At 52.6% G+C, this 24,806-nt stretch carries 25 protein-coding genes; 10 read left to right on the top strand and 15 right to left on the bottom strand.

Annotated features, from left to right (window positions below):
• Positions 1–96 precede the first annotated feature (96 nt).
• From KCR01S_RS15125 to KCR01S_RS15115, 3 genes are read left to right on the top strand one after another with little or no spacing between them, the layout of a single operon-like run.
• The gene (locus KCR01S_RS15125) at positions 97–1,164 is read left to right on the top strand and encodes an ABC transporter substrate-binding protein (RefSeq protein WP_061283521.1); all 1,068 of its coding nucleotides are present in this window, start codon (positions 97–99) and stop codon (positions 1,162–1,164) included.
• Positions 1,151–2,158: a FecCD family ABC transporter permease gene (locus KCR01S_RS15120; RefSeq protein ID WP_061283520.1), complete on the top strand. Its 1,008-nt coding sequence runs from the start codon at positions 1,151–1,153 to the stop codon at positions 2,156–2,158. The genes KCR01S_RS15125 and KCR01S_RS15120 overlap by 14 nt, the downstream gene beginning before the upstream one ends.
• On the top strand, positions 2,155–2,904 hold the full coding sequence (locus KCR01S_RS15115) for an ABC transporter ATP-binding protein (protein WP_061283517.1): 750 nt from the start codon (positions 2,155–2,157) through the stop codon (positions 2,902–2,904). The genes KCR01S_RS15120 and KCR01S_RS15115 overlap by 4 nt, the downstream gene beginning before the upstream one ends.
• On the opposite strand, the gene KCR01S_RS15110 is transcribed toward KCR01S_RS15115, so the two are convergent.
• The 4 genes from KCR01S_RS15110 to KCR01S_RS15095 form a co-directional block, all read right to left on the bottom strand.
• A complete protein-coding gene (locus tag KCR01S_RS15110; RefSeq protein ID WP_061283514.1) occupies positions 2,894–3,631 on the bottom strand; it encodes a substrate-binding domain-containing protein in 738 nt (245 codons plus the stop codon). The genes KCR01S_RS15115 and KCR01S_RS15110 overlap by 11 nt on opposite strands.
• Positions 3,632–3,695: 64 nt before the next feature.
• Positions 3,696–4,532 carry a shikimate dehydrogenase family protein gene (locus KCR01S_RS15105; RefSeq protein ID WP_061283512.1) on the bottom strand — a complete coding sequence of 279 codons (837 nt, stop codon included), beginning with the start codon at positions 4,530–4,532 and terminating at the stop codon, positions 3,696–3,698.
• Complete coding sequence (locus KCR01S_RS15100) at positions 4,522–5,871, bottom strand: MFS transporter (protein WP_061283510.1); 1,350 nt, start codon at positions 5,869–5,871, stop codon at positions 4,522–4,524. Before KCR01S_RS15100 ends, KCR01S_RS15105 begins: the two co-directional genes overlap by 11 nt.
• Positions 5,872–5,962: 91 nt before the next feature.
• The gene (locus tag KCR01S_RS15095) at positions 5,963–7,813 is read right to left on the bottom strand and encodes a bifunctional sugar phosphate isomerase/epimerase/4-hydroxyphenylpyruvate dioxygenase family protein (protein ID WP_061283508.1); all 1,851 of its coding nucleotides are present in this window, start codon (positions 7,811–7,813) and stop codon (positions 5,963–5,965) included.
• 132 nt (positions 7,814–7,945) lie between these two features.
• On the opposite strand from KCR01S_RS15095, the gene KCR01S_RS15090 reads away from it, so the two are divergent.
• On the top strand, positions 7,946–8,584 hold the full coding sequence (locus KCR01S_RS15090) for a TetR/AcrR family transcriptional regulator (protein ID WP_061283506.1): 639 nt from the start codon (positions 7,946–7,948) through the stop codon (positions 8,582–8,584).
• A 23-nt stretch (positions 8,585–8,607) separates the two neighbouring features.
• Here KCR01S_RS15090 and fumD read toward each other — a convergent pair whose 3' ends face one another.
• Entirely contained in the window at positions 8,608–8,820 is a 213-nt protein-coding gene (gene fumD, locus KCR01S_RS15085) for a fumarate hydratase FumD (protein WP_061283673.1), read from the bottom strand.
• Positions 8,821–8,968: 148 nt separating this feature from the next.
• Here fumD and ynhH point away from each other — a divergent pair, with 148 nt between their 5' ends.
• From ynhH to KCR01S_RS15075, 3 genes are all read left to right on the top strand, one after another.
• Complete coding sequence (gene ynhH / locus KCR01S_RS25875; protein WP_420883588.1) at positions 8,969–9,280, top strand: protein YnhH; 312 nt, start codon at positions 8,969–8,971, stop codon at positions 9,278–9,280.
• A gap of 7 nt (positions 9,281–9,287) precedes the next feature.
• The gene (gene pykF, locus KCR01S_RS15080; RefSeq protein WP_061283504.1) at positions 9,288–10,700 is read left to right on the top strand and encodes a pyruvate kinase PykF; all 1,413 of its coding nucleotides are present in this window, start codon (positions 9,288–9,290) and stop codon (positions 10,698–10,700) included.
• Positions 10,701–11,010: 310 nt separating this feature from the next.
• Positions 11,011–11,247 (top strand): major outer membrane lipoprotein, encoded by a 237-nt coding sequence (locus KCR01S_RS15075; protein ID WP_006118977.1) that lies wholly within the window; start codon positions 11,011–11,013, stop codon positions 11,245–11,247.
• Between the two features lie 63 nt (positions 11,248–11,310).
• On the opposite strand, the gene ldtE is transcribed toward KCR01S_RS15075, so the two are convergent.
• The 7 genes from ldtE to sufA form a co-directional block, all read right to left on the bottom strand.
• Positions 11,311–12,297 carry a L,D-transpeptidase LdtE gene (ldtE, locus tag KCR01S_RS15070; protein ID WP_061283501.1) on the bottom strand — a complete coding sequence of 329 codons (987 nt, stop codon included), beginning with the start codon at positions 12,295–12,297 and terminating at the stop codon, positions 11,311–11,313.
• Between the two features lie 113 nt (positions 12,298–12,410).
• Positions 12,411–12,827 carry a cysteine desulfuration protein SufE gene (gene sufE, locus KCR01S_RS15065; protein ID WP_061283499.1) on the bottom strand — a complete coding sequence of 139 codons (417 nt, stop codon included), beginning with the start codon at positions 12,825–12,827 and terminating at the stop codon, positions 12,411–12,413.
• A gap of 13 nt (positions 12,828–12,840) precedes the next feature.
• Entirely contained in the window at positions 12,841–14,061 is a 1,221-nt protein-coding gene (gene sufS, locus KCR01S_RS15060; RefSeq protein ID WP_061283497.1) for a cysteine desulfurase SufS, read from the bottom strand.
• Entirely contained in the window at positions 14,058–15,332 is a 1,275-nt protein-coding gene (gene sufD / locus KCR01S_RS15055) for a Fe-S cluster assembly protein SufD (RefSeq protein ID WP_061283495.1), read from the bottom strand. Before sufD ends, sufS begins: the two co-directional genes overlap by 4 nt.
• Positions 15,307–16,053, bottom strand: coding sequence for a Fe-S cluster assembly ATPase SufC (sufC, locus tag KCR01S_RS15050; protein WP_061283494.1), 747 nt, complete (start codon positions 16,051–16,053; stop codon positions 15,307–15,309). Before sufC ends, sufD begins: the two co-directional genes overlap by 26 nt.
• A 16-nt stretch (positions 16,054–16,069) precedes the next feature.
• Positions 16,070–17,557 carry a Fe-S cluster assembly protein SufB gene (gene sufB, locus KCR01S_RS15045; protein WP_061283493.1) on the bottom strand — a complete coding sequence of 496 codons (1,488 nt, stop codon included), beginning with the start codon at positions 17,555–17,557 and terminating at the stop codon, positions 16,070–16,072.
• A gap of 10 nt (positions 17,558–17,567) precedes the next feature.
• Positions 17,568–17,936: a Fe-S cluster assembly scaffold SufA gene (sufA, locus tag KCR01S_RS15040; RefSeq protein ID WP_061283492.1), complete on the bottom strand. Its 369-nt coding sequence runs from the start codon at positions 17,934–17,936 to the stop codon at positions 17,568–17,570.
• An 845-nt stretch (positions 17,937–18,781) separates the two neighbouring features.
• On the opposite strand from sufA, the gene dgcJ reads away from it, so the two are divergent.
• Positions 18,782–20,302, top strand: coding sequence for a diguanylate cyclase DgcJ (gene dgcJ, locus KCR01S_RS15035; RefSeq protein WP_244886213.1), 1,521 nt, complete (start codon positions 18,782–18,784; stop codon positions 20,300–20,302).
• Between the two features lie 122 nt (positions 20,303–20,424).
• Here dgcJ and ompA read toward each other — a convergent pair whose 3' ends face one another.
• Positions 20,425–21,471: a porin OmpA gene (gene ompA / locus KCR01S_RS15030; protein ID WP_061283490.1), complete on the bottom strand. Its 1,047-nt coding sequence runs from the start codon at positions 21,469–21,471 to the stop codon at positions 20,425–20,427.
• A gap of 490 nt (positions 21,472–21,961) precedes the next feature.
• Between ompA and KCR01S_RS15025 the strand changes: the two genes are divergently transcribed.
• Positions 21,962–22,480, top strand: coding sequence for a phosphoribosyltransferase (locus tag KCR01S_RS15025; protein ID WP_061283489.1), 519 nt, complete (start codon positions 21,962–21,964; stop codon positions 22,478–22,480).
• A 280-nt stretch (positions 22,481–22,760) separates the two neighbouring features.
• On the top strand, positions 22,761–22,964 hold the full coding sequence (gene ydfZ, locus KCR01S_RS15020) for a putative selenium delivery protein YdfZ (RefSeq protein ID WP_061283488.1): 204 nt from the start codon (positions 22,761–22,763) through the stop codon (positions 22,962–22,964).
• A gap of 52 nt (positions 22,965–23,016) precedes the next feature.
• On the opposite strand, the gene umuC is transcribed toward ydfZ, so the two are convergent.
• Both umuC and umuD read right to left on the bottom strand, forming a co-directional pair.
• Complete coding sequence (umuC, locus tag KCR01S_RS15015) at positions 23,017–24,279, bottom strand: translesion error-prone DNA polymerase V subunit UmuC (RefSeq protein ID WP_061283487.1); 1,263 nt, start codon at positions 24,277–24,279, stop codon at positions 23,017–23,019.
• 2 nt (positions 24,280–24,281) lie between these two features.
• Complete coding sequence (umuD, locus tag KCR01S_RS15010) at positions 24,282–24,701, bottom strand: translesion error-prone DNA polymerase V autoproteolytic subunit (protein ID WP_061283671.1); 420 nt, start codon at positions 24,699–24,701, stop codon at positions 24,282–24,284.
• Between the last annotated feature and the right edge of the window lie 105 nt (positions 24,702–24,806).

The raw sequence follows: 24,806 nt of genomic DNA, 5'->3' as shown, positions 1-24,806 counted from the left end.
GTAGAAATTTAGGGGTATTTCGGTCAGACCGTTTGCAATTGCTTTCGTTATATAATCAAATACACACCGTTTATTCACTCCCTGACTGAGCGACTCATGTCCACATTACACCGTTTCCTTCTGAGCTTACTGCTGGCTTGCGCTAGCCTGACAGCTGTCACCCCAGCTCTCGCCGACCGTACCGTCACCGACCAGCTTGGCCGGCAGGTTACCCTACCCGATAGCGTTAACCGCGTGGTGGTTCTGCAACACCAGACGCTCAATTTGCTGGTTCAGCTCAATGCAGCCGATGATATTGTCGGCGTGTTGAGCAGTTGGAAAAAGCAGCTGGGCCCGGAGTTCGCTCGCTTTATGCCGTCGATTGATAAAATGTCGATGCCGGGCGACCTGACGCAGGTCAATATCGAAAGCCTGCTGGCGCTCCATCCGCAGGTGGTGTTTGTCGCCAACTATGCGCCGGAGCCCATGATTCAGCAGATTCAGAATGCAGGGATCCCGGTTGTGGCTATTTCACTGCGTGAAGATGCCGCCGGTGAAAAGAATAAAATGAACCCATCGATGGCGGATGAAGAGCGTGCCTACAACGAGGGACTCAAACAGGGTATTCGCCTGATTGGTGAGGTGGTCAATCGCCAGGCTGAAGCCAGTGCGCTGATTGACTACACCTTTGCCGCCCGCGCCAAATTTAATGCCCCTGTCGCCGAAATTCCGCCGGCCGAAAAGGTACGTGTCTATATGGCAAACCCGGACCTGAATACCTACGGTTCCGGTAAGTACACGGGGCTGATGATGCAGCATGCAGGGGCCATGAATGTGGCCGCCGCCACGGTAAAAGGTGCGCGCCAGGTGTCGCTAGAACAGGTTCTGAAGTGGGATCCGCAGGTGATCTTCGTGCAGGATCGCTATCCGGAAGTGGTAAAACAGATAACCACCGATCCGCAGTGGCAGGCCATTGATGCGGTGAAAAATCATCGCGTATGGTTGATGCCAGAATACGCCAAAGCCTGGGGCTATCCGATGCCGGAAGCGCTGGCGATTGGTGAACTGTGGATGGCGAAAAAGCTCTATCCAGAGCGCTATAAAGACATCGACGTGGATGCCGCTGCCCAGGATTATTATCACCGTTTCTATCGCACCCACTGGCAGGCTAATGCGCATCAGTAGTCATCCCAAAACGGTTCAGGGTGGGCTGATGTTGCTCACTCTGGCCGTCGCCATCGTTTCGCTGTGCTTTGGTCAGTATGGGTTATCGATTCGCGATGTCCTCTTCCAGCTCACACATCCTCACAATACGACAGAGATTGCTCACCAGATTGTCTGGTCAGTGCGATTACCGCGGATCCTGATGGCGCTATTGGCCGGCGGTGCGCTGGGTTTGTGTGGTGCCACGCTGCAAGGGGTGTTTCAGAACCCGCTCGTCGACCCGCACATTATCGGCGTCACCTCAGGCTCCGCATTTGGCGGCACGCTGGCCATCCTGCTCGGCCTCAGTATGCCAATGATGATGGGGACGACCTTTTTCTTTGGCCTGCTGGCATTGACGCTAGTCTATCTGCTGGCAGCGCTGCAAAAGCGAGAAAGTACGCTGGTGCTGATTCTGGCAGGGATTATCCTTAGCGGTTTTTTTGCCGCGCTGGTTAGTCTGATGCAGTACATGGCCGATACCGAAGAGGTGCTGCCCAATATTGTGTTCTGGCTGCTGGGCAGTTTTGCGACCGCGAACTGGACAAAAGTCCTGCTGTTGGCCCTTCCGATGACGGTTGCAGCGCTGGTGCTGTTCAAGCTCCGCTGGCGGATTAACCTGCTGTCGCTGGATGATAAAGATGCCCGTACGCTCGGTGTGCGAGTGACCGCACTCCGTCGCGGCGTGCTGCTGTGCTGCGCGCTGCTGGTCGCCGCCCAGGTGGCGGTCAGCGGCAGTATTGCGTGGGTAGGGTTGGTCATCCCGCATCTGGCGCGGATGCTTGCCGGGGCCGACCACCGACGCCTTCTGCCCTGCGCCTTCTGGCTGGGGGCCAGCTTTATGGTACTGGTTGACGATCTCGCCCGCACGTTAACCGCTGCCGAAATCCCGATTGGAATTATCACCGCTCTGGTGGGTGCCCCGCTATTTACCGTCATGCTGGTTCGCGCAAGCCGTAAAGGAATGCTCAAATGACCCCGTCGCTCACCCTTTCACAACTGAAATATGGGCACAAAGCACCGCTGTTTGAACCGTTAAATCTACACTGCCAGCCCGGCGAAGTCTGGGCAGTACTGGGCGCGAACGGGCGTGGTAAAAGTACCCTTTTGGATACACTAACCGGCGTACTGCCTGCACTGGCGGGCGAGGTTACCGTATCCGGCGGCGTCGGCATCGTGCCGCAGTCGTTTCGCGCCGCCTTCGCCTGGCGAGTGAAAGAGGTGGTGTTAATGGGCCGCGCACGCCATATCGCCCTCTTCGCTCAACCGCAGGAGGAGGATGAGCGCCAGGTGCGGGAAGCGCTGGCGCTGTTGAACATCGCCGGGCTGGCCGATACGCTGTTCAGCAACCTTTCCGGCGGCCAACAGCAGTTGGTCATGATTGCCCGCGCGCTGGTCAGCGCCAGCCAGAACATCCTGCTTGATGAGCCTTGCTCGGCACTGGATTTAGGCAACCAGCAAACGGTATTGCAGCTTATCTGCGATCTTGCCCGCGTGCAGGCGCGTACGGTGATGTTCACCACCCACGATCCCACGCACGCGCTTCAGGTGGCCAGCCATACGCTGCTACTGCTGCCCGACGGCCAGTGGCTGGCTGGCCCTACCGCCGAGATTGTCCAGGAAGAGACGCTACAGCGGGCTTACGGCGTTACGGTGCGTAAAATTCAGCTTGCCGATTACCCCACTACCGTCGTGACACCGCTGTTTGAACTTAAACGTTAGCAGTTATGAAACCAGCGTCGCGCAGACAACGCTGTCCGTCTTCCGCGAGAATAAATTGCCAGAACTGACGAGCAGCGTCGCTCTGTTCCAGCAGCGTCACATAATAATCGCAACGAATATTCCACGGGGCCGGAATGGGCACGCTACGGATATCGGTCTCGCCCACCAGCGCGGTGGCGTAGTGCGCATAGCCGATAAATAAATCCGCCCACCCTTCGCGTAGCAGCCAACTGCTCGCGATGACGCCCGGTGGCAGCGTGAGCGTGTCGCGCCCGCCCACCAGCTGCTTGGCCCGCCGTTTGAGAGATTCACCGAGCCCGGGATAGCTGGCGTCAAGATGGTCAAACAGCTGCCAGGTGTAGTCCCCGGAAGGATCGCACTGCGGTGTTGATGTCCCCAGCCGCAAGGCCTTATCACTGAGTAATTCCAGCCACTCTTTCCCTGCAGTTTGGGGGCTATTTTTCACCGTCAGGATAAGCTCATTACGCGCAAAAAGCCGCGGTTTTTGCGCGCGGCCTGCCTCGTAAAGCGCCTGGGGATGCTGGTGATTCGCGGAAGCAAAAATCGAGCACGTTTCCCCCTCTTCGATTCGTTCACGTAGCAAACCGGCCGGGCCAAAAGTGATATCGACCGCTATTCCGGTTTGCGCGGTAAATTGGGACTGCAGGGGGAGAAAGGCGCGGCGGAGACTGCCCGCCGCAAACAGCGTCAATGTGGGATGCATAATACGTTCGTGATAGCCCGAGAATAAGCGTTATGTTACTCGGGCTATCACGCTATTGACCAGCGCTTTAGTACTGGATTTCCGCCAGCGCTTTTAGCTGCTCCGGCGTCGCCACCGGCAGGTGGAAGAAATCCAGATAAGCGGGGATCATTTCAAACAGCATATCGGTTCCACGCTGTACCGGACAGCCCTTCGCCATCGCCGCCTGCAACAGCGGCGTAAACTCTTGCTTCATCACCACTTCGCCGACAAACGCGCCGGGCTCCAGGCGTTCAACATCAAACGGCAGCGGATCGCCAGAGGACATTCCTAGCGGCGTGGCATTCACCACCAGCGAATGCCCAGCCGGATCGTTCGCCATCACCGTCAGCTTAAGCTGCGGATAATAGGTCTGTAGACGGTCAGCTAACGCTCGTGCCGTATCCTCTCGTGCATCATACAAGGTCAGCGCACTCACGCCTGCGGCGGCTAGCGACGCGGCGATCGCCGACCCGACGCCCCCGCTTCCCACCACCAACGCGCGGGCACCGACGGTTTGAAATCCCTTACGCTGAATGCCGCGCACAAAGCCGTCGCCGTCAAACATATCCCCGGTGAGCGAACCATCGGGCTCCCGGCGGATAGCGTTACAGGCCCCGGCGATTTGCGCGGTGGGGCTCAGCCGGTCGACCAGCGCACAGGTCGCCACTTTATGCGGCATCGTGACCAGCGCGCCGCATATATTAGTTAACGAAAATAACGCAGGAATCAACGCCGCATAATCTTCCGGTGTCACCCCCATGGGCACGACTTTCACATCCACGGCCTGATTTTCAAACCACGGGTTGTAAATCATCGGCGCTTTGAAGCTGGCCGTCGGGTAGCCCAGATGCGCAATCAACCGCGTGTGACCACTAATTTGCATGGCTGGCCTCCTGCTCCGGCAGATCCAACTCGAGGCGTTTGACGTCCCCCAGAATAAACAGATAGGCCACGACCCCCAGTAGCGCTGCGCCGCCAATATAGATCAGGGCATAGAAGAAACTGCCGAAGGCGGCAACGATAAACCCAATAATCAGCGGCGTCAGGATCCCCGCGAGATTGGCACAAAAGTTAAACAGCCCACCGGTCAACCCGCCCAGCCCCTTAGGCGCCATGTCTGAAATCAAGGTCCAGCCCAGCCCCACCATCCCCTGGCCGAAAAAGGCAAACGACATCACCAAAATCACCGCCATATCGCTATGCAGCCAGTTGGCGCTGATAATGCAGCTTGCCATCAGCAGCCCCGCAATAATCGGCAGTTTGCGCCCGAGATTGGCATTGCCGGTAGCCTTTAGCAGTTTATCGGAGACCCAGCCGCCGAACATCACGCCGCCTGCGGCTGCCAGAAATGGCAGAATGGCGAAGAAACCGACCTTCAGCCACGGCATATGGCGTTCGGTCGCCAGATAAGTGGGAAACCAGGTCAGAAAGAAGACCAGCACGGTATTGCCGGCAAACTGTCCGATGCTGGCACCGATAATCTGCCGTTTGCTCAACAGTTGGCGCACCAGCGGCCAGCTAAACACTTTGCGCTGCTCCGCGCCGGTGTTCATGCCCTCGCCGGCGGTAATATAGTCGCGCTCCTGTTCGCTGAGATATTTATCTTCATGCGGTTCGCGGTAGTGGCGCCACCAGACCAGGGCGAACAAAATGCCCACCACGCCCACGGTAACAAACAGCATGCGCCAGCCAAAACCGTCCATGATCCAGAACAGCAGCGGCGCAAAACAGGCCAGCCCGAGGTATTCACCGACGGTATAGACTGCCGTGGCCTTGGCACGTTCGTGCTGAGGGAACCAGGCACTCACCACTCGGCTATTGACCGGAAAACACGGCGCTTCGCTGACGCCCAAACCAAAACGGCACAGCAGCAACGTTTTCAGACCCACGGCAAAACCGTGGAACAAGGTAAACAGCGACCAGAAGCTCAGCGCCAGAAAATAGGTCACTTTATTACCAAATCGGTCGAGAAACATGCCGCCGGGGATTTGCGCCAGCGCATAGGTCCAGGCAAAGGCGGAGAACACAATCCCCATCACCGCGGCACCAATCCCCAATTCCTGAGTGAGTTGAGGCGCCGCGATGCCCAGTACAGTGCGATCGAGATAGTTAATCATGGTGCCCACGGCGAGCAGCGCAAGAATACCAATACGCCGCCGTGAGCGAGGAACTGCGTTAACCGCCTCAGCGGTAGCCATGCGATTCTGGCCGAGTGAGTTCATAGTGTTTACCTGTCGTTGTCGGGTGCAGATGAATATTTCTTGTTATGGTCTGCCCAGCGGTACTTGCGTACCGACTGGTACATTTTATCTTTTACCGGTACTGCATTGCCGAAAGCCTTACCGCTGCATTGACCGCGCCATATTGCGCGTAACCGCGGCGTCTTTCGGTTAATTCAAAGAAGAAACGCCCTTCGCTGAACGGCCAGGTGTAGCGATGCAGAAACTCACCGCCCGCGCTGTCACGGTCGTAGAGGATTTGCTGGGGTTGCAGGCGTTCGACGTGTGCCGATGCGCCAAAGCGCGCCAGTAAATCGTCGTAATAATTAGCGGGCACCGGCAGCGAGAGCGACGGCGCCAGCGGTTGATTGTCGAGCAATGAAGGAAGATCGTGGCAGGCAAAAGCGGCGTGCTGCAATCCAGCCCCCTGGTAGCAAGCTACCGAGCGGGCAATCTGCGTTGCCCGGCTTTGGGAAATATTCAACGCCAGACGGATATTGCCCTGCGGGCTTTGAACCGCCAGACTGCGCACCAGGCCATAAGGGTCGGGCATGGTCTGCTCATGCTCAAGCGTAAAGCCCAGCACTGCGCGGCAAAACATGACCCAGTTATCGCGGCTATCGGCTTCCATACCTAATGCCAGATGATCGATTCCCAGCAGCGCGCCCTCATCGGCCGTCGTCGTCAGATTAAAGTCCTGGGCATAGATATCCAGCGCGTCATCCACCAGATACACCAAACTGCCGTCCGGCGCACATACGGCAGGAATCGCGCTTTCATTTGGCCCCACATCCCCCTGCCAGGTGGCGTAACCATAGGCTTTGGCACGGGCAATGATTGGCGCACTTTCGCTCACCCGCAGCGCCATCGCGCAAAGTGACACACCGTGACGCTGATAAAAATGATCGGCCCAGCTATGGGGTTGATAGTTGATAATCACCCGTGCACCGCCGTTATTCCACAGCGCAACCTGTTTGGAACGATGCATTCCCGCCAATCGGAATCCCATGCCTTCCAGCATGGCGCTCAGCTTTTTCGCTTCCGCGGGGCTGGCGGCAAATTCGATAAACTCGGTGCCATTAAAGGTCGGTAAAGGCGCAGGGTTAAACAGATCGGCGTCAGTTTGCCCCAGCGTACGACGCGTTTGCTCTTCCAGCCACAGTAACGAACGGTAACCGTCCTTAGCTGTCGCACCATTAGGAGATGCGCGGAAGCCATCGTTAAAAATCTCAAGCGACCACGGCCCACGATACCCGAGGCGCGTCAGTTCACGGCTAAATTCCACCAGCGGCAGCTCGCCCTGACCGGGGAAGCAGCGGAAATGGCGGCTCCATTCGAGGACATCCATTTTCATCAGCGGCGCATCGGCCAGCTGCAGGAAGGTGATTTTGTCCATAGGGACCTCGTGCAGGCGGCTCAAATCGTCCCCCAGCGACAGGATGTGGAAGCTGTCGAGCACGATGCCCATCGCCGGGCTATCGACCGCTTTCACCCGTTCCCAGGCCTGGTGCCAGCGGTTAACGTGCGTCCCCCACGCTAACGCTTCATAGCCAATCTTGATATTTTCCTGCTCGGCCAGCGTCGCTAAGGCGCGCAGGTCTGCCACCTGCAAGTCAACGTCGGCAGAACAATCGGCCTGTACGTTGCTGCACAGCAGCATCGTGTCGCAGCCTAATTCATGCATCAGGGAAAACTTACGCCTGGCGCGGGCCAGATTGGCGGCAAACTGCGCACGATTTCCGCCTTCGAAATCACGAAATGGCTGAAATAACGTGATTTTCAGCCCCAGATCGGCCGCCATTTTACGGACATCTGCAGGCGTACCGGTATAATAGAGCAAATCATTTTCGAAGATCTCAACCCCCTGATAACCTGCGGCGGCAATCGCGCTCAGTTTTTCAGGCAGAGTTCCGGAAATAGACACGGTGGCAATAGAACGCAACATAGTTTCACCTGGCTTACGGGTAACAGTTGCATCGAATATGAATCATTTGGTTCAACAGCGCCAGATTTGGTTGCTAAATTGTGATCATTGTGTGTATTTTTTGTTCCCTTGGAAAAGTTAACAGGAGTTGTTATGTCGGCCATTGATCGCGATGAAGCGCAATCGCTCAAAACCCGTATTTTCGCCGCGGCGATCGCTGTTTTTGCCGAACACGGGCTGGCAGGCGCCAGAATGGAACAGATCGCTGGAGAGGCCCAAACGACCAAGCGGATGGTGGTTTACTATTTTAAAACTAAAGAGCAGCTGTACCAGGCGGTTCTGCTCTATGTTTACACGCGGATCCGTGAAACCGAGCAGCAGCTTGGTCTGGAGAATCAACCGCCGGTGGAAGCGCTGGTGCAGTTAGTGAAGTGGAGCGTACGCTATCACGCCGAACACGCCGACTTTATGCGGATTATCTGTATGGAGAATATGCAGCGTGGGAAATGGCTGCTGGCGTCGGGGGATTTAAAGCGGCTCAACAAGAGCGCGTTGTCTTTACTTGAGCACATACTGCATCGTGGGCAGGAGCAAGGGATATTCCAGCCGGCGCTGGAAGCGCGCGATGTTCACCGCTTGATTAGCAGCTTCAGCTTTTATCAGGTTTCCAACTTTTACAGCTTTAACAGCCTCTATCTGGATGGTCCACTTCCGGACATCGATGATGAAGCGCTCATCACTCACCATTGCGAACTGGCCGTAAAAGCAATTCTGCGCTTCGTCATCGCCTGACTATTCTTTTTTGCCGCAGATTTTCACTGCCCTGACAGCGCAGTTACCACTCTCTGCATTGCTTCACGGGTTAATTCCGGGCGCTGGATTTTGTTATTCGCCAGCGCAGTGCGGAGTACACCGGCAATCACCATGTGCTTCGGCTCCTGACCTAAATCGCGCATCTCCAGCACCACTTTTCCCACCACGCGACACATTTCCTGGTACAAAACGTCGTCTTTCGTTAGATTTCCCATCATTTACGCTCGCTAATTTCCATTAATAATCAATTCATTATTGGTTTGTTTCGTTGATAAAGCAAATCAACCTCTTATCGATAAGGAAAGGTTTTTGAGTTTGTTGCGCAATCATCTGTTACATTTTCGCCAATAAATCGTTTTTATTATGTTAATCGCTTTGTTTATTTTTTTGAAACGGTGTTTTTATTTTCTTTTTGCTGCATTACATCGTATAATCCGCCGCGTTTCTTTCTTGAATGGTTTCAGCTCATTGGACTGCATTAATAAACGATTAAAACATCGCCTATTTCACTATGCTGAACCTCTAGCACACTTTCCTCTGCACGCTTTTTTTATGTCACCTATCCTTAGTGCGTGGCATAGCAATTTTCGTAACACCGGTTTGACTCCGTGGCAGTGCGCGCATGGAGCGAGAATTCAAAATCCCAATCCTTCTCAATCTCAACTTAAAGACTAAGACTGTCATGAAAAAGACCAAAATTGTTTGCACCATCGGACCGAAAACTGAATCCGAAGAAATGTTAGGCAAAATGCTTGATGCTGGCATGAACGTTATGCGTCTGAACTTCTCTCACGGTGACTATGCTGAACACGGTCAGCGCATCAAAAACCTGCGTAACGTGATGAGCAAAACCGGTAAGAAAGCAGCTATCCTGCTGGATACCAAAGGTCCAGAAATCCGTACCATCAAGCTGGAAGGCGGTAACGACGTTTCCCTGAAAGCTGGCCAGACCTTCACTTTCACGACCGACAAATCTGTCGTAGGCAACAACGAAATCGTTGCTGTCACCTATGAAGGCTTCACCACTGACCTGACCGTAGGCAACACCGTTCTGGTTGACGATGGTCTGATCGGCATGGAAGTTACCGCTATCGAAGGTAACAAAGTTATCTGTAAAGTGCTGAACAACGGTGACCTGGGCGAAAACAAAGGCGTTAACCTGCCAGGCGTTTCTATTGCGCTGCCAGCTCTGGCTGAGAAAGACAAACAGGATCTGATCTTCGGTTGCGAGCAAGGCGTTGACTTCGTTGCTGCGTCCTTTATCCGTAAACGTTCTGACGTGGTTGAGATCCGTGAGCACCTGAAAGCCCACGGCGGCGAAAACATCCAGATCATCTCCAAGATCGAAAACCAGGAAGGCCTGAACAACTTCGACGAAATCCTCGAAGCGTCTGACGGCATCATGGTTGCTCGTGGCGATATGGGCGTTGAAATCCCAGTTGAAGAAGTTATCTTCGCTCAGAAAATGATCATCGAAAAATGTATCCGTGCGCGCAAAGTGGTTATCACTGCGACCCAGATGCTGGACTCCATGATCAAAAACCCACGCCCTACCCGCGCTGAAGCAGGCGACGTAGCTAACGCCATCCTCGACGGTACCGATGCAGTTATGCTTTCCGGTGAATCCGCGAAAGGTAAATACCCGCTGGAAGCAGTGACCATCATGGCCACCATCTGCGAACGTACCGACCGCGTCATGACCAGCCGTCTGGACTTCAACAACGACAGCCGTAAACTGCGCATCACTGAAGCCGTTTGCCGTGGCGCGGTTGAAACTGCAGAAAAACTGGACGCTCCACTGATCGTTGTGGCGACCCAGGGCGGTAAATCTGCTCGTGCAATCCGTAAATACTTCCCGGATGCAACCATCCTGGCCCTGACCACCAACGAAACAACCGCTCGTCAGCTGGTGCTGAGCAAAGGCGTTGTCGCGCAGGTTGTTAAAGAAATCAGCTCTACCGATGATTTCTATCGTCTGGGTAAAGAAGTCGCTGTAGAAAGCGGTCTGGCGCAGAAAGGTGACGTTGTGGTGATGGTTTCTGGTGCTCTGGTACCAAGCGGCACCACCAACACCGCTTCCGTGCACGTACTGTAATAATCTACATAGTTATTATAGTTTGCTTAAAAAAGCGCCCCTCGGGCGCTTTTTTTATACATTCAGAAAATGCGACTCAATAAAAATCAAATAGGAATTCACTATTTAAATTGAGATTATCTAAGATGAATCCGATGGAAGTTACCTGTTTTCACAGACTTTTTCTCTGCGAACCCCGAAAGTCGATGCTTCTTTGAGCGAACGATCAAAAATAAGGGAAAACGGATAAAAAAATATTCTCAATATAAAAAAGTTTGTGTAATACTTGTAACGCTACATGGAGATTAACTCAATCTAGAGGGTATTTATAATGAATCGTACTAAACTGGTACTGGGCGCGGTAATCCTGGGTTCTACTCTGCTGGCAGGTTGCTCCAGCAATGCTAAAATCGATCAGCTGTCTTCTGACGTTCAGACTCTGAACGCTAAAGTTGACCAGCTGAGCAACGACGTGAACGCAGTGCGTTCCGACGTTCAGGCTGCTAAAGACGACGCAGCACGCGCTAACCAGCGTCTGGACAACCAGGCTCACTCTTACCGTAAGTAAGAGTTCTGGTAATAAAAATGGCGCACATTGTGCGCCATTTTTTTTGTCTCCGATTTCCCCTTCCTACTGCGTTACCTTTTCAGAAGACAGTTCACCGTTTTGCGCCGACAGCACCGGTGCCGCCGTCGCGCCCTTCACTTCAGAAATCAGTATTGGATAACCTGCACGACGCGAGAGAACCTGCTTCACCTGGCTTTCGCTGGCGCTCGCCTGTTCAACGAACTGCTTAAAGGCTGGCGACAGCGTCATCTTCATGGTTTGCGTATCCTGTGCGGCATCCTGCGACAGCGGACGATGCACTTCCAGATAACGAGTCCCGTTGGGCTCCACCGAGTATTTCACCGGTTCGTTAATCACTCTTACCGGCGTGCCACTACGCACCTGGGCAAACAGGGCTTTGATATCCGGCGCGTTCATACGGATACAGCCAGAGCTAACGCGCAGGCCGACGCTGTCCGGGGCGTTAGTCCCGTGGATCAGGTATTCACCGTTACCGTACGCCAGACGCAATGCAAAGAGCCCTAACGGGTTATTTGGCCCCGCGGGTACGACCGCCGGTAGCGTTACGCCGCGCTCCTGAGAGCGTTTGCGGATGCCCACCGTGGGTGTCCACGTCGGATTCGGAATTTTTTGCCCAACCCGGGTCGTCATTTCCGGCGTTTCCAGCCCCTGTAGGCCAATGCCAATTGGATAGACCTGCACCTGCTGTTCACCCGGTGGGAAGTAATACAAGCGCAGTTCGGCGAGATTCACCACAATCCCTTCCCGCGGCACATCCGGCAGCAGCATCTGTGACGGGATGGTCACCACGGTGCCCGCTCTGGGTACCGGCGCGATGGTGTTATTCGCTTCGAGGATGAGCATCGCCGCCGTATCAAAGCGCCGGGCGATAGCCTGGAGGTTTTTATCCCCTTCCTGAACGGTGTAGGTTTGGTTCTGACCGATTAAACGGCTATTGGCAGGGGGTAATGGGTAGTCGACGGCCCAGGCGCTAGAAATCGCGCTGAGGGCGCTTAAAATGCTGAGTGTTAAAAGGGACGCGCGCTTCATATCTGGATTCCTTATTCATATTCACTGACAACATGCCAGAAAGCTGAACGACCAGTAGGGCGGGCAACCCGCCCGCCTTTCTTCATAACAGAATCGAAGCTGTCTTTTCTATATTAGCTAAAACTTGCCGCGCGCGTGCGAATTGCACGAATCATCGCCTCCAGGCCTTGAGAGCGTGAGGGCGTCAGATGCTGAGCCAGCGCCATCTGTTCAAACCAGGGGCGAACTTCAAAGGCCAGCACATCGGCGGCGTTCATTCCATCGTAGAGGATAAAGACAATCGCAATCAAGCCCTTAACAATGGCGGCATCGCTATCGCCTTGCAGCGTGATGCGCCCCTGCTCGTCGCGTCCCATCACAATCCACACCTGGCTTTGACAGCCCTGAATGATATTTTTTGCCACATGCTGCTCTGGCGCAAGCGGCGCAAGGCGTTGCCCTAACTCAATGATATAGAGATATTTCTCTTCCCAGTTGGCGCAACGGTTGAAGTTGCGCAACAGTTTGTCTTTATCTGGTAGAACCGCCATCGTTGGCTCCCTGTTATCCCAGTAAACGTCGAATTCGCTGTAGCCCGGCCACCAGCCGGTCGACTTCCTCAACGGTGTTGTACATCGCCAGCGAAGCCCGGCACATGGCAGGCACCTGATAAAACGCCATTAGCGGCATCGCGCAGTGGTGGCCGGTACGCACGGCAATCCCGTAGTTATCAAGGAAACTGCCCACGTCGTAGGCATGATGTTTGCCGAGATTAAACGCAATGACCCCCAACCGGTTAGCCGGGCCGTATAGCTGCAAATCGGGGACGTTGGCGAGCGCATCCAGCGCATAACGCATCAGCGTTTGTTCATACTCCCCAATGGCCGTAAGCCCTAATCCGCTCACGTAGTCCAGCGCCGCACCGAGGCCAATAATACCACCGGTATTGGGCGTGCCGGCTTCAAATCGCCACGGAGCCTTCGCCCAGGTAGTCCCTTCGGTCAGACTGACGGTCGCAATCATTGAGCCACCGCCTTCCCATGGTGGCATCGCCTGGAGAATATCCGCTTTGACGTACAGTGCTCCGATGCCCGTCGGCCCATACAGCTTATGACCGGAAAAGGCGTAAAAGTCACAATCGAGTGCCTGCACGTCAACCGGTTGATGCATCACCGCCTGCGCCCCATCGACCAACGCTTTCGCGCCGTGCTGGTGCGCTAGCGTAATCAGTTCGGCCAGCGGGTTCTCGGTGCCCAATACATTGGAGACCTGCGTCACCGCCAGTAGACGCGTGCGTTCATCAAACAGCTTCGCGGCGGCTTCCAGCTGCAAAGTGCCATCAGCATTTAATGGGATCACTCGCAGCTCGGCACCGTTTCGCGTACAGAGCATCTGCCACGGGACAATATTGGCATGATGCTCCATCTCCGTGATCACGATGTTGTCGCCCGCTTTGACGTGGCGGGTCCCCCAGCTATTGGCCACCAGATTGATGGCTTCGGTCGTGCCGCGGACAAAGACAATCTCTTCAGCGCTCGCAGCATGGAGGAACTGGGCAACCTTTTGGCGGACCTCCTCCATCCGCTGCGTCGCTTCGGCGCTCAGCGTGTGGATCCCGCGATGAACGGCGGCATAGCCGTGACGGTAAAAAGCGGCTTCAGCGTGAATCACCTGTTCCGGTTTCTGCGCGCTGGCCGCGGAGTCAAGGTAGGCCAGCGGCTGACCGTTCACTTCGCGCGCCAGTATCGGAAAATCACTTCGCACCTGCTGTACGGAAAAGGTCATAGTTTACCTCCAGACAAACGCAGCCCTATTCGCGCCAGCACGTGCTGTTTGAGTGGTTCGAGGGTAATGGCATCGGTTAATCCAGCGGCGAAAGCATAGAGGATTATCTTTTTCGCCTCTTCCAACGCAACGCCGCGCGAGCGCAGATAAAAGAGCTGTTCATCGTCGATTCGGCCTACGGTGGCACCGTGGCTGCACTTCACGTCATCGGCGTATATTTCCAACTGCGGTTTGGTATCCACTTCGGCCAGACGTCCCAACAGCAGATTATTGTTGGTCATCTGCCCATCGGTTTTTATCGCATGCGGTGCGACGGTAATCACTCCGTTAAACACGGCGCGGCCTTTGTCACTGACAATCGTTTTATGCAACTGGCGGCTATTACAGTAGCCTTTGTTGTGCTCAAGCCAGGTGCGGGTGTCGCACACCTCAACGTTGACCGGCATCGACAGGCTGTTAACCCGCAGCGTGCTATTCTCACCGTTCAGTTGCGTACTGGTGTGATGGCGGGTGACCGCTGCTCCCAGCAAGAAACTGTGGCTGAATGCGCAGGCGTCGCGCCCCAGACGTAAATCGTTATGGGCGAAGTGATAGCTCTGCGCATTTTCAAACCCCAGTTTAAGATGTTGAAGCTGGGCGTTATCCGCCACCTCTGCGGTAAGTCGGGAGCCGGTAAAGTGGCGCGTTTCATTCAAACTAACGTACTGCTCAATCACCGTAGCCTGCGCCCCGCTTTCGAGCTGCAGATTATGGCGATAGTGCGCAGTATTCATCTCATCGCTGGCCAAACCGCGAGTGATATGCAACAGCAGCAGCGGTTTAGCGGGATGCTGATTGCGGCGGACCTGAATATGCGTGACGCTGGTTGCCAGGCTTTCGGTCAAATGCAGGAAAATTTCGCCATGCACCGCTTCCGGCAGCGACTGACGCTGGTTATTCACCGTCACGTCAAAACCACTGTCGCTGAGATCATCGCTCAATCGAGCATCAAACTGCCCGTCGACAAACACCAGCCGCCAGGCATCCAGCGATAGGGCATGAGCGTCTCTTTCGGCAGGCGTAAGCGCAGGCAGCGCCGGTGCCACAAATGTGCTGCCCAGCAGTTTATCCAGCGACGTGTATTTCCAGTCTTCGTCTTTGCGCGATGGTAACCCCAGCAGCTTCACCTGGCGGAGGTGTTCCTGCGCCTGCGGAGAGACCTGCCCGCCGCGCGCCTGAAATAGCGCATGCCACTGTTGCAGTGCGCTACTGCTGTTCGCTAAGCCAGCCATAGCCCTGCTCCTCCAGTTGTTTCACCAGCGTGAAGTCACCGGATTTCACGATGCGCCCTTGGTACAGCACGTGCACCACATCCGGCTTGATGTAGTCGAGGATCCGCTGATAGTGAGTGACGATAATAAACGCGCGCCTACCGTCGCGAAGGGAATTGACGCCCTCGGAAACAATTTTCAACGCATCGATATCCAGCCCGGAGTCCGTTTCATCCAGAATGCATAACGACGGCTCCAGCACCGCCATTTGCAGGATGTCGTTACGCTTTTTCTCGCCGCCGGAGAAGCCGACATTGACCGAACGGGTCAGGAGATCCGCCGGCATTTTCAGCAGATCGATTTTCTCTTCCATCAGATCCTGAAAATCAAAGCGATCCAGCGGTTCCTGTCCGCGATGCGCACGCACCGCGTTCAGCGCGGTTTGCAGGAAGAACTGATTGCTGACGCCGGGGATCTCGACCGGATACTGGAAGGCCATAAAAATGCCTTCGCCCGCGCGTTCTTCCGGCGACATCTCCAGCAGATCGTGGCCTTTGAACGTCACCTCACCGCCGGTGACGGTATAATCTTCACGTCCGGCAAGCGTGGCAGAGAGCGTACTTTTCCCTGAACCGTTCGGCCCCATGATGGCGTGAACCTCACCCGGGCGTACCTCAAGGCTCACCCCGCGCAGGATCGCTTTATCATCAACTGAGACCTGTAAATCTTTGATACTTAACATATCGTTCCCTTAATCCTTAACCGACGCTGTGTTCAAGGCTGATGGCCAGCAGTTTTTGTGCTTCCACGGCGAATTCCAGCGGCAGCTCCGAGAAAACATCCTTACAAAAACCGTTTACAATCATCGAGATGGCATCATCTTCGCTAATTCCTCGCTGCAGGCAGTAAAACAGCTGATCTTCCCCAATTCGGGAAGTGGTTGCCTCATGCTCCAACTGTGCGCTGTTGTTGCGGCACTCTACGTACGGGAAAGTGTGCGCACCACAGTCCGGGCCGATCAACATCGAATCGCACTGCGTGTAGTTACGCGCGTTGGTGGCGGTCGGCATGATTTTTACCAGGCCCCGATAGCTGTTTTGGCTGTGCCCGGCCGAGATCCCTTTCGAGATAATGGTTGATTTGGTGTTTTTACCGATATGGATCATCTTGGTGCCGGTATCCGCCTGCTGATGACCGCTGGTCAGCGCCACTGAGAAGAATTCGCCGACGGAGTTATCGCCGCGCAGAATGCAGCTTGGGTATTTCCAGGTGATAGCCGAGCCGGTTTCCGACTGTGTCCATGACATCTTGCTGTTTTCACCTTCGCACAGTGCGCGTTTGGTGACGAAGTTGAGGATCCCACCGCTGTTGTTATCACCGGGGAACCAGTTTTGCACGGTGGAGTACTTCACTTCTGCATCTTTATGAATGATCACCTCTACCACCGCCGCATGCAGTTGATAACTTTCGCGAACCGGCGCCGAGCAACCTTCGATGTAGCTGACGTAGCTTCCTTCATCGGCAATCAAAATAGTGCGTTCAAACTGGCCAGTTTTCTCCGCATTAATACGAAAATATGTCGACAATTCCATCGGGCAGCGCACGCCTTTCGGGATATAAATAAAGGTTCCGTCAGAGGCCACCGCGGCGTTCAGCGCGGCAAAAAAGTTGTCGTTTGCCGGAACCACCGTGCCGAGATAGCTTTTCACCAGCTCCGCATGATCGTGAATGGCCTCACCGAAGGAACAAAAAATAATCCCCTGCTCAGCCAACTTTTCCCGATACGTGGTCGCCACCGAAACGGAGTCAAAAATAGCATCTACCGCCACCTCTTTGCCTTCACGCACAGGCACGCCAAGCTGATTAAAAGCGGCTTCCACTTCGTCAGTCAAAAAGCTGCTGGCCCCCGGCTGCTGCTTAGCGCCGGGCTCCGAAGCACAGGTATCGTCGCAGTTACCGCACGACGGTGCCGAGTAATAGCTGTAATCCTGATAGTTTAAGCCCTGGTAGTGGGCTTTCAGCCAGTGAGGCTCTTCCATCTCCAGCCAGGCATGATAGGCCTTCAGGCGAAATTCCAGCATCCATTCCGGCTCATTACGGCGCGCAGAAATCGCCCGCACCACCTCTTCGCTGATACCTTTTGCCAGTTCATCCGTTTGTAGCTGGGTAAAGAACCCTTCTTTATAGTTCAGCGGGCCACCGGCCCAGGTCTGGACATCGTCAGTTGCGTCAGTATTACGCGTCATTATGTACCGCCTATACCCCGAAGCTTTCGCCACAGCCACATTCGTTCTGCGCCTTCGGGTTATGATATTTGAATAGCTGGTTCAAGCCTTCGCGCACGTAATCCACTTCGGTGCCGTCAAGAAACGGCATGGCGCGTAAAGGTACCCACAGCTTCGCGCCGTCGGATTCAAACAGCAGATCGTCTTTATCCGGCTCGCTTACCGCATCAAGCACGTAACCAAACCCCGCGCAGCCAGTTTGTTTCACGCCGAGCCGCACGCCCTGAATTCCCGACTGTTGTTCAACCAACGCCCGGATGTGTGCGGCGGCAGACGGCGTCAGCGTAATGCCGCGCCAGGTGACATCGTTGGGATCAAAGGTTCCTGAATGCAAATCCATAGGTCTACCTCATCAGTGAAGCCACAAAAGATAACGCTATGTTAGTGATAATGATTATCACTTCAACCCGCGTCGGGTGGGGTTATTCCGCACCCGTCTCTGCATTTGGGGCTTTTTATAAGCATAGACCCTGCATTCCGCGACGAATGAGATAGATGTATTTTTACAATGCTTTGAAAAATAATGGATTTATCTAAGATGATAGGTATGTTAGGCAAGGAGGATAAAGATGCATAGCCAATGCCTATTTATTTAATTGATTTTAGCGTGTTCTGTGAAGGTGTCTGCCCGCGGATTATCAATAAGATAGGATAGGCGCAGCCGACGGTTCGGCAGTCTGCCCCAAAGCGTCGATTAACAGGGAACCTTATGTTCTATCCGCCGCGAGAGTTGCGATACGAGGATAAGTGCAGTGGGCCCCCATCTTAGGGGATCTGGCGATTGACCAGGTCGAAACGCAGTGACGAAGAAAAATGAAAACATCCGTCAGGCGTTAGAAATTGCCGCGCAAAACACCATACCTTAGCGGCTTATCAATATTCCGCCGCTGCACATGTATCACCTCTTTCTGCGAGTGTATTCATCACATTATTACCCTTTGCGACGTTCTCATTATACCGACAGATAAATAACAGTCTGAAATTATTATCCGTTCAACATATTATTCATCATTAAGAGGCGATATCAGCATTCACACTGCGGGTTGAGATTAACAGTTCGTAAAAGTTAAACAGTCCGCATTTGAATATTAATCATATACATAATTTATGGGTGAGACATCTCGGCACAAATGCTAGAATATATAAAGCCATTGTAACCAGATATGCACTAAAGGTTTTACCATTGTGTTACACAAAAAATACCTATTCGCAATAAGCATTATCATTGCCCTCACAACCTCCCTCTTTGCCTCCATTTTCATTAATGAAACGCAGCGATTACGCAACTATCTCGGCTACGTTGCAGAAAATGGAAAATCAGCATTATTCTTTGAAGAGTTTATCAACCAAAGAATTGCCTCCCAGTTATCCAAAGATTTTGCGACAGCGCATTCAAATGACAGCGACCTGAATGCTCAACAGGTCTGCGCGAAAATTGAAAAAATAGGTGATGTTTCAGGCTTTAATCTGACCCGCAAAAACGTCACGGAAATCGATGGGACATTGCAAACCCGTAATACGGATTGCAAATCCTGGAGTCGTGATTTGCCGGCGCTGGCCGACATCAATAAGACCATCTTTAGAAATGAAGGCAAGTACAGTTTTTCGAATTACAATGGCTATCTTTTTGATGACATTCGTTATTATATAGACCTTGCCAATAACTATATTTACATCAATAAACTGGTGGATACTAACCGCTACACATTTAATAATTGGCTGGTTGCCGATGGTAATGCCATCAACATATCAAAAAGTGCGCAAACAATAGAAATAGACGATACGGCACTTGTTGACCTGTTCAGTGGTGAGAGCATTACGTCCAGAATCTACGAAGACGGATATACGCAGCAAAACATCATTAGCATGCTTACGCCTGTTTTTGATAGAGATAATTTGAAAGGGATTTTTATCACGGATATTAGTGTTGAGAGTTTAGCAACATCCTTTTTCACGGCCGACCGCCCATTTTTATGGCGTTTTCTCAATCTCTACGTTACGGATAATAACTCTGGAGCCGAAATTCAATTCCATAAGCCTAAATATCCAACATTGGCGACCATGAACCATGAAGAGGAAATAACCAGTCATTACACCCTGCATGTAAAACTTGGTTATATTTATATTTTAATCAACAATGCCTGGCTGGTGATTTTGTATCTCATCAGTACGCTAGTTATTTGTAAATATATCAAAACGCAGTTTATCAAGAATGAACTATTATCGAGTGATAACGCTATTGACTCAATGACAGGGCTGTACAATAAAAAAATATTAACCCCGGCACTGCATGAAAAAATACAACTGTTGATTGCACGAAACATTGCCATCACCGTCATCGCGATTGATAGTGATGGACTCAAAAACATCAATGATACGCTAGGCCATCATGTGGGTGATAAAGTGATCCAGAATCTCGGAATGGCTCTGTCGTTATCCATCCGCAAAAGTGATTATGGGATCCGACTTCATGGTGATGAGTTTAGTTTAATCCTCATTGATAATACGCTGCGAAGTTCTCACGTCATTATCTCGCGGATCCATGAAAAACTCGCCATTATTGATAGAAAAAAATTGGTCAATTTCTCTTATGGCTGTTACCAACTCACCAAAGACGATACGCTGGAATCCGCATTTTTGCGTGCTGATAGCCTGTTGTACCAGCATAAACGCGACAAATACGATTATCGCAATGCCAAAAAATAGTCTCCGGTGCCGCCCTCGTCACGGGCGATAATATGAATGACAAACCCAGGGAGATCTCCCTGGGTGATCATGCGTATCACTGCCAGTTCCAACAAAAAAGCACCGGGCAGGTTTATTGGCTATTACGCCTTATCGGTTATTTCAATAACCACGTGGCGATCCGGCGCAAGGCAGTTGATCAACTGCTGGCCTGTCTGACCATCACAGGTTGCGCCCGTAACCGAGCCGCTAGCACCGCGTCCTTCAGCCGTAATATTTGCCGCAGGCATTCCTAACACGACTAATTCATCGGCAACGGCCTGCGCACGCTTCGCCGACAACTGTTGGTTGTAATTAGGCGCTCCGATACGGTCGCTGTAGCCAATGACGACCGTCGCTTTATTGTTCGCCGGCTGCATACCTGTGCTTTGATACAGCTGCGCGATAGAGGCTTTCCCCTCCGGTGTTAATGTGGCGGAGTCATACGCAAACATCACATCAGATTTTAAATTAAAGCGCTGAGGCTCAGCCGCCGGAGCAGAAACGACGGCAGGTTCAGCAATCACCGGCGCATCATCATGTTGGCCAAAACGATAGGAGATGCCCGCAGTCACTGAGCTGACATCGCTCGACACGCCAATTTGGTTTTCATTTCCAACATTACTCACCCACTGATATTCCAGACGCCCCGCCCAGTTCTTATTAAAGGCATATTCCGTGCCCACAGCGACCACCGGACGTACGCCAGTGTCAAAGCGATTGTGACCTTTAATATCCGATTCTGCACGATACCCCATAGCACCTGCACGACCATAAAGATCCCAATTATCCGTCAGGCCGTAGCTTGCTTTCAGCGATAGCTGTAGACCCTGGCTTTTCATCTGAGAACCTGATGCGCCATTTTTGCCGCTAAATTGCATATTACCTAAATAATCATAGCCGCCTTCAACTGCCAGCCATGGCGTGATCTGATAGCCCGTAAATACGCCGCCGCCGACATTATCGCTGTCAAAGCCCACATCACCATATTGATGCCCATCGGCACCCGTTTGCTGACTTGCGCTGGTGTCAAAGTAATGTGACCAGCCAAATTTACCGCCTGCATACCAGGTTCCAGCATCTGCCGCGGCAAATGCGGTGGTTGCCGTCAATGCGTTTGCAATGATGAGTGTAATAAGCGCCTTCTTCATAATTTTCCTATTATCGATTAGCCATCAGTCAATGGATTTCCTGTAAAGTGGCGCTACCATAAAGTGTTTATTCAAGGCGGGTAATAATTTTATTATTTATTTCTGGACGGTTGCGCCCACAATTTCGTTGATGAAACAATATTGTAAATACAAGCACAACATCATTTATTTTTAAATAATGTAGAGGGGAAGAACCATCACCAAACGCCCGCCCTCTTTTTATCTTTGGCCTTGGCTATCCTATACACAGCGAGAGCGCATTATTTTTGGGTGTTGATACCCATTCTTTCATGCGGGTTTATGCTAGATTTGTTGTCCTGACACTGTGTGTTAATGATAAAGAGTGAAGCTTCAGCGAAGGCTGAAACGGATCCGGCTCAAGGATTTGGGCGCGGCCCATTCGTTTTTACAGATCGGTTATCATCGTGAGGTAAAGCAGGAAGAGCCCGTCCGTGACTTTCTGAATAGAACATCAGATTATGGAGTTTACTTGAAAAATCATCATATTGGCGACATCATCCTTGACGAAGAGGCTATCGCAGCCGGCGTACGCCGCGTGGCAGAACGGTTAAATCAGGATTTTGCGGATGCCGTGGTCATCACCGTGGTTCCAGGCGGGATCCTCTACACCGCCGACCTGACCCGTCAGCTCACTTTTGATGTCAGCATGGACTATATCTCCTGCCCTCATACGCCAGGCGAGCGTAACAATAACTCAACTATTGTTTACCATCATAATATTGAGATCGCAGGCCGCCATGTCATCATCATCGACGATGCCATTGAATCCGGCGGTACCATGAAGCGCCTCGTGGAGCACATTACGGAGAACTATCAGCCTGCATCCGTTTCTATTGCCGTATTGTTTGTTAAACCAGGCCGCGTTGAGATCCCGGTGAAACAATACTATGCCTATGAAATGGAGAACGACGACCTGCTGATTGGCTACGGCATGCCGTGGGATAATAAATATCGCAACCGTCCTAATGTGGCAAAATTAATCAAGTAACCACGCACTGTCCAGAACCGCATGGCTTAATACGCGCGATTAGCGTATTAAGCCCGTCATAGTGGGTGCTGTTCTCTGCTATCAGAAATATATTCGCGCAGGCTGCGCGTCTATTATTTAACCAAACCATTACCACTTCGAAATTATCACCTTGAAATTCTCTCGATAATCCTCATTTAAAAAACACCAATTTGACGAAGCTCAAAACATAACGAGTACGACAGCGCTATTAATTCACACCGCAAATCTTGCACGTCTAACAATGTGAAAGGAGGAGACGATGAAAACCTACGATCGTAACCGTAACGCTATCACTATCGGTAGCCACGTCATGATTGCCAATAATGGCGCAACTGGCGTGATCCGCTCAATCCACGGAGAAGGCAAAACGGCAGAGCAGTTACGCCGCTCTGACTGTGTGGAAATTGAGGGCTGCGACGGCACATATTGCCCACTTGAGCTGATCCGCCTGGGCTTCCACTAATCGTGCTGCGTCGTTAAGAGCGGGCCGATAATATGGCCTGCTCTTGTCAGAACTATCTCACCTGCAACAAATCGCTATAGCGCGTCGTATAACGAGGTGACAGCATCTCGCGTTTCATCTGCCATAATGGCGCGATACCCTGCCCGGCAAAATAAACGGTGCCACGGCCTTCTTTTTGGTTGAGCTTATCCAGCGTTGTCATTAGCTGCTCGCTGTTACGCTTCGGCACAGCGTTATCAAAGAGATCGAATTGCGCGACGCCTTGGCTATAAAAGTCCCCTAACATCACCCCGGCTTTTTGATAGCGATGCCCATCACGCCAGATAATATCCAGGCTCTGAATCGCCGCATTAATAATATCCCGGGTGTCCTGAGTGGGCGTCAATAGCCGGGTCGCGGCGTTATTCCCGTAATACATTTCGTTCGCGGCAAACGGCGACGTTTTGATAAAAGTGGCGATAAAGCGGCAAAACTGACGTTCATGGCGCAGCTTTTCCGCAGCACGGGTTGCATAGCTACACACAGCCTGCCGCATAGATTCATAGTCACTAATGCGATCGCCAAACGATCGGGAGCAGATAATTTCCTGTTTATTCGGTGCAAACTCCTCAAACTCCAGGCAGGATTCACCGCACAGTTCGCGCACCGTTCGTTCCAGCACCACGCTAAAGTGCCGCCGAATTATCCAGGTGGATTGTTGTGCCAAATCGAGCGCCGTCATGATCCCCATGGCATTAAGTTTTTTACTGATGCGCCGCCCAACGCCCCACACTTCTTCTACCGGTACCAACGCCAGTAGCCGACGCTGACGATCGGGGCTGGATAAATCCACCACGCCATCCGTTTGAGGCCATTTTTTTGCCGCATAATTGGCCAATTTGGCGAGCGTCTTGGTTGGCGCAATCCCCACACCTACTGTAAGGCGGGTACGTTGCCGAATGGTTTCCCGAATGTCCAGGCCAAACTCTGCCAGCTTTCGGCAGTTACTAACGCCCGTAACATCGCAAAACGCCTCATCGATACTGTAAATCTCAACTTTCGGCATCATCTCCTCAAGCGTCGCCATCACGCGCTCGGACAGGTCGGCATAGAGCTCATAATTGCTGCTAAAACAGACAACGCCATGACGCCGCAGCGTTTCCTTTTGTTTAAAATAAGGAACGCCCATGGCCACAAATGGCTTGGCTGCGGCGTTACGAGCAATGACGCAGCCATCGTTGTTACTCAGCACAATCACCGGTCGCTCCTGTAGATCGGGACGAAACGCAATCTCACAGGAAGCATAGAAGCTATTGACATCGACTAAGGCAAACATACTTAGCGCCTGATTTTAATGATACCGGTGACGACGCCAAAGATATCCAGGATCCCCTCACTGCCGATCACTATCGGGCTATAGGCTTCATTCATCGGGTTAAGTTGCACAACGGGGCGGAGCTGTAGCTGTTTGACGGTAAATTCTCCATCCACGGCGGCGATAACGATATCCCCCTGCTTTGCCGTCAACGCGCTGTCGATCACCAGGAGATCGCCGGAACTGATACCGCCGTTGATCATGCTATCGCCGGCGGCCTTCACGAAATAGGTCGCTGACGGGTGCTGCACGAGCAGCTCGTTAAGATCAATGCGCTGTTCAATGTAGTCCTGCGCCGGACTGGGAAAACCACATGATACGGTAGTGCTAAACAGCGGCAACGCAATAACGTCTTGCTGCTCAGAGAATGTGAAAAACTGCATAATGATCACCCATGCATATACTGTACATATATGGGTCTTCCCTTGTTGTGGTGGCTGAAGGCATGATAATGGTGTATTTAATCGCCAGAGGTCACCGCCATGGAT

This window comes from Kluyvera cryocrescens NBRC 102467, assembly GCF_001571285.1.
Taxonomy (GTDB): Bacteria; Pseudomonadota; Gammaproteobacteria; order Enterobacterales; family Enterobacteriaceae; genus Kluyvera; species Kluyvera cryocrescens.
The sequence above is the reverse complement of the archived record's forward strand: the minus strand, read 5'-3'. Positions and strand labels throughout refer to the sequence as shown.